Source organism: Flaviaesturariibacter aridisoli (assembly GCF_004343705.1).
Lineage (GTDB): Bacteria > Bacteroidota > Bacteroidia > Chitinophagales > Chitinophagaceae > Flavisolibacter > Flavisolibacter aridisoli.
On record NZ_SKFH01000064.1, the window covers coordinates 1 to 4,717 of the forward strand.

At 58.4% G+C, this 4,717-nt stretch carries 4 protein-coding genes; 3 read left to right on the forward strand and 1 reads right to left on the reverse strand.

Annotated features, from left to right (window positions below; genetic code table 11):
- Positions 1–57 precede the first annotated feature (57 nt).
- Positions 58–1,305, forward strand: coding sequence for an IS256 family transposase (locus E0486_RS18215; RefSeq protein WP_131851004.1), 1,248 nt, complete (start codon positions 58–60; stop codon positions 1,303–1,305).
- 168 nt (positions 1,306–1,473) lie between these two features.
- Here E0486_RS18215 and ric read toward each other — a convergent pair whose 3' ends face one another.
- Complete coding sequence (gene ric / locus E0486_RS18220; RefSeq protein WP_131854443.1) at positions 1,474–2,160, reverse strand: iron-sulfur cluster repair di-iron protein; 687 nt, start codon at positions 2,158–2,160, stop codon at positions 1,474–1,476.
- Positions 2,161–2,296: 136 nt separating this feature from the next.
- On the opposite strand from ric, the gene E0486_RS18225 reads away from it, so the two are divergent.
- Both E0486_RS18225 and E0486_RS18230 read left to right on the forward strand, forming a co-directional pair.
- Positions 2,297–3,019 (forward strand): DUF542 domain-containing protein, encoded by a 723-nt coding sequence (locus tag E0486_RS18225; protein ID WP_165917410.1) that lies wholly within the window; start codon positions 2,297–2,299, stop codon positions 3,017–3,019.
- Positions 3,020–3,070: 51 nt separating this feature from the next.
- Positions 3,071–4,621, forward strand: a complete 1,551-nt coding sequence (locus tag E0486_RS18230) for a sensor histidine kinase (RefSeq protein WP_243697477.1) — start codon at positions 3,071–3,073, stop codon at positions 4,619–4,621.
- Positions 4,622–4,717: the final 96 nt, after the last annotated feature.

Sequence of the window (4,717 nt, forward strand, 5' to 3'; positions counted from 1 at the left end):
GAGAGTGTAAACTAAACTGTGTCAGGTTGAGACGATTTCTCATCTTTAAAACAGTTTATGAAAAAGGAAAAGAAGGATTTGTTGTCCGGCCTTGATCCGGAAGTTCGCCAGCAGGCCCTGGATCAGTTTATGAGCGGGAAGGCGGTTTTTGGCAAGGAGGGCGCCCTGGGGCCTTTGCTGCAGCAGTTGCTGGAAGCTGCCCTGGAAGGGGAACTCGCCGCGCATTTGAAGGAAGAACAGCCGTATTTAGAAGGGGAGGCGAACCGGCGCAACGGTTTTTCCCGTAAGCAGCTTCGAACCGCCGCCGGCACTATCGAACTATCCACGCCCCGCGACCGCCTGGGTTCCTTTGAGCCGGACCTGGTCAAAAAGCGGCAAACCATTCTGGCCGATAACCTCGAGGAAAAGATTCTGGGTTTGTACGGGCTGGGGATGTCGCTTCGGGATATCTCGCGGCATATCGAAGAGATGTACGGCACCGAGATCTCCCACACGGTCTTATCCGAGATCACCGACCGGGTGGTTCCTGCGGTGAAGGCCTGGCAGAGCCGGCCCCTGGACCCCGTCTATCCCATTATGTGGCTGGATGCCATGTACTATAAAGTGCGGGACGAGGAGTCCGGTAAGGTGGTGACGCGCTGCCTGTATAATATACTGGGCATCCTTCCCTCGGGCCACAAGGAGGTATTGGGCTGCTACGTGAGCGGGTCGGAAGGAGCGCGCTTCTGGCTCTCGGTCCTTACAGACCTGAAGAGCCGCGGGGTAGAGGACGTGCTGATTGCCTGTATCGATAACCTGAGCGGATTTGACGATGCCATCAGGACGGTGTATCCGTATTGCGACGTGCAGAGCTGCATCGTCCACCAGTTGCGCAACTCCGCCAAATATGTAGCTTCTAAAGACCAGCGTGCTGTTCTAAAGGAGCTGAAGGCGGTGTATGGGGCCGTGAACCGAAGTGTTGGGGAGAGCGCCCTGGAAGCCTTTGCAGGCAAATGGACAAAGCAGTATCCGCTGGTGGTGAACTCGTGGCAGACCAACTGGGATAAGCTCTCCACCTTCTTCGATTACCCGGAGCACGTACGCCGGGTGATCTATACGACCAACACCATCGAAGGCTATCACCGGCAATTGCGCAAGGTCACCAAAACAAAAGGAGCCTTCGTCAATGACATGGCGCTATTGAAGCTCATTTACCTGGCACAGGAGCGCATCGCACGAAAATGGACCATGCCCCTGCCCAATTGGGCCCAAAGCGCACAACAACTCAAAATCATCTTCGGCGACCGAATGCCAATATCTTTATAACCCAACTGACACAGTTTAGCTGACATTACCGCGGCTACGACGAACAGGCAGGGCACACCGCAAGTGGGCAAACGCAAACTGCCGAACCCACTACCCATTCCTCATCTCGTTCTCTTGTTCTCTTTTTCTCTCGTTCTCTCGTTCTCTTTTTCTCTCGTTCTCACGTTCTCATTTCAACGCCTTCGGAAACAGGATGTTGTTTTCGAGGTGCACGTGCCGGTGCAGGTCGGTCTCGAATGCCTGCAGTGCCTGCAGGGCGAGTCGATGCGTGGTGCAGGCGCCTTCGGGCGCGGTGTAATTATGGGTCAGTTCGCGGATCCCCGCCATCAGCTCGCCGGCCTGCGTGTGCTCGTCTTCCAGCAGGCGGATCGGCATCGACACGAGGTCGGGCGAACCCTGCAGCAATCCCTGGTCCTGCTGCACGAGGCGCGGGAACAACACCTGTTCTTCCTGCTGCATATGCCCGTACAGTTCTTCCAGCAACTCGGAAAAGAGCGCGTGCACTTCTTTCATATGCGGGTAGCGGTCGCCGTGCTTGACGGCCACTTTGGTCACGAACTGGTAGGTCTGCGGGCCCTGCAGCTTGATGTAGCCGTGGTGCACCCGCACGATGTAGCCGGTGAGCTCAGTTAGCGTGTAGTCGTTGAAATCGGAAACCGACGCATCGGTCTGCAGGGCCGTTTTGAGTTCCTTGGCCAGTTCGTTGGCGTCGATGCCTTTTTCGGCACAGGCGCTGGCGAGGCCGCGTTTGCCCTTGCAGCAGAAGTCGAGGCCGTGGCGGGCAAAAACGCCGGCGGCACGGTAGTCTTCGGTTACGATCTGGGCGAGTGTCTTTTCGGAAAAGGCGGATACCATGGGTTTCGTATTTAGGCGCCAAAGCTACCCGCCGCCGGCGGCGCCGCAGCTGATGGGAGTGAGGCGCGCGGCTGAGCAAAGTCAGCTTTCCCGGCAACCGGTCCGGATAGATTTGCGGCTACATTTTGTGACTGCTATGACCAACGCGCCTACCGTTTCAGAAATCGTACGCCACGACTACCGCGCCGCCGACGTGTTCCGGAAGTGGGGCATCAACTACTGCTGCGGCGGCAACCGCCCACTCGAAGAAGTATGCCGCCTGCAGGGGATCGACCGCGATGCCGTTGAAGCCGACCTGGCGGGCACCCGCCGCGGCCGCCGGCTCCTCCCCGGCATAGACCCCAACGCCTGGCCGCTGCCCTTCCTCATCGACTATATCCAGCAACTCCACCACGCTTTCCTGCGCAACAGCGGCTGGGCGCTGGGCCGCCAGCTGCACGACTTTGCTGCCGGCCACGAAAAGAAATACCCCTACCTCCGGGAGGTGGACTTCGCTTTCGCCGACCTGCTGGAGCAGTGCATCGAACAGGTGGAGGCGGAAGAAGAGGGGCTTTTTCCCTACCTGCGCCAGCTCTGGAACGCCCGAAGCAACCACGACGAATACGGCGCCCTCTACCTGCGGACACTCGTTCGTCCGAAGGCCCATGCCGATGGCGAACGCCGTGTGTTGCCCTTGCTGGAACGCGTGCGCGCCCTCACCGGTAACTATACGTTCGGTGAAGACGCCTGCACCAACCACCAGGTGCTGTACCACAAACTGCGCGACTTCGACGAAGACCTGGTACAGCACCTGTACCTCGAGCAGTCCGTGCTGCAACCCCGCGCCGCGCTGCTGGAAAAAGAACTGCGCGCACTTTGATCCGGCAACTTAAGTTTGCAGGCAAAGCGTTTTGTCTTGAAAATGCCGCAATTGTCCCCCCGGCAAGCCAGTGTGTATGCACTGGCGGCCTTCCTGCTTACCATCGGCGTCAACGCCTGGCTGCCCGGTTATTCCATTGTGCTGAGCGGCCTGCTGGTGGTGATCTTCCTGTCGGTATTCGTCAGTACGCGCAGCTCGACGCTGATCGCGGGCGGCGTGAGCCTCGGCGTGGTGCTGTTCTTCCTGGTACGGGACGGCGGCGGCGGCCGCGAGCCGTGGACGCAATACCTGTTCATCTCCCTGCTGATCATTTTCACTACGCTCATTGTGCTGTACATCAAAGGACTTATCCGGGCCATGCAGTTTGATAAGTCGCATATGACCTCGCTCTTCGAAAACGCCACCGAAGGGATCATCCTCACCAACAGCCAGGCGGAGATCATCCTGGTCAACCCGGCGGCCACGCGGATGTTCGGCTACGACGAAGGTGAGCTGGTCGGCAAACCCGTGGAAACGCTGCTGCCGCGGAAATACCGCGCCGGCCACGTGCACCTGCGCAACGAATTTTACCACCATCCCAGCAACCGCCGCATGGGTTCGGGCCGCGACCTCAACGGCCAGCGCCGCGACGGCACCAACTTTCCCGTAGAGGTCAGCCTCAGCGCTTACCGGCAGGGAACGGAACAATACGTGATCGCCTTTATTGTAGACATCACCCACCGAAAAGAGATCGAAACCAGTATGCTGCACCAGCAACAGGAGCTTGAAAAGGTGAGCAGCGACATGCGCCGCCTCAACACCGAGCTGGAAGTAAAGGTGGAAGAACGAACACTCATTCTGAAGGAAGCCCTCCAGCGCCTGGAGCAATCGCAGGCCGAGCTCAGCGACGCCCTCGATAAAGAACGCGAGCTCAACGAGATCAAAAGCCGCTTTGTGTCGATGGCCTCGCACGAGTTCCGCACCCCGCTCAGCGCCGTGCTTTCCTCCGCGTCGCTACTGGCCAAGTACACCACTTCCGAGCAGCAGCCCAACCGCGACAAGCACATCAACCGCATCCGCGATTCGGTAAAGCACCTCAACGACCTGCTCGAAGACTTCCTGTCGCTGGGCAAGCTCGACGAAGGAAAGGTGGGGGCGCAGCCGGTGCCGTTCAACCTCAAGGAGACCGTGGCCGACACCATCGACGACGTGCGCGGGCTCGTGCGCGCCGGCCAGGAGATCCACTTCAGCCACGAAGGCGTCGAAGAAGCATTCAATGACAAGAAGCTTCTGCGCAACATCCTGATCAACCTCGTCAGCAACGCCCTCAAGTTTTCTGAAGAGCAGGGCGCCGTCTGGATCCGCAGCCGCGCCGACGGCCGGCAGGCGGTGATCGAGGTGGAAGACCGCGGCATCGGCATTTCGGAGGAAGACCAGCAGCACCTCTTTTCCAGCTTTTTCCGCGGCCGCAATGCCGTCAACATCCAGGGCACGGGCCTCGGCCTTCATATTGTGAAGCGTTATGCCGATCTTATGGGCGGATCGATCGCCCTGCGCAGCAAGCTCGGCGAAGGAACCACCCTCACGCTCCGCTTCCCGGTTCGGCTGGAGAGTGATGAGTAATGAGTAATGAGTAATGAGTAATGAGTAATGAGTAATGAGTAATGAGTAATGAGTAATGAGTAATGAGTAAAAAATTGCGACGAACAAGTTACCAAT

Excerpts from the sequence above, each read along its gene's own strand:
- E0486_RS18215 (WP_131851004.1), top strand. The coding sequence starts at position 58 with ATGAAAAAGGAAAAGAAGGATTTGTTGTCCGGCCTTGATCCGGAAGTT.
- ric (WP_131854443.1), bottom strand. The coding sequence starts at position 2,160 with ATGGTATCCGCCTTTTCCGAAAAGACACTCGCCCAGATCGTAACCGAA.
- E0486_RS18225 (WP_165917410.1), top strand. The coding sequence starts at position 2,297 with ATGACCAACGCGCCTACCGTTTCAGAAATCGTACGCCACGACTACCGC.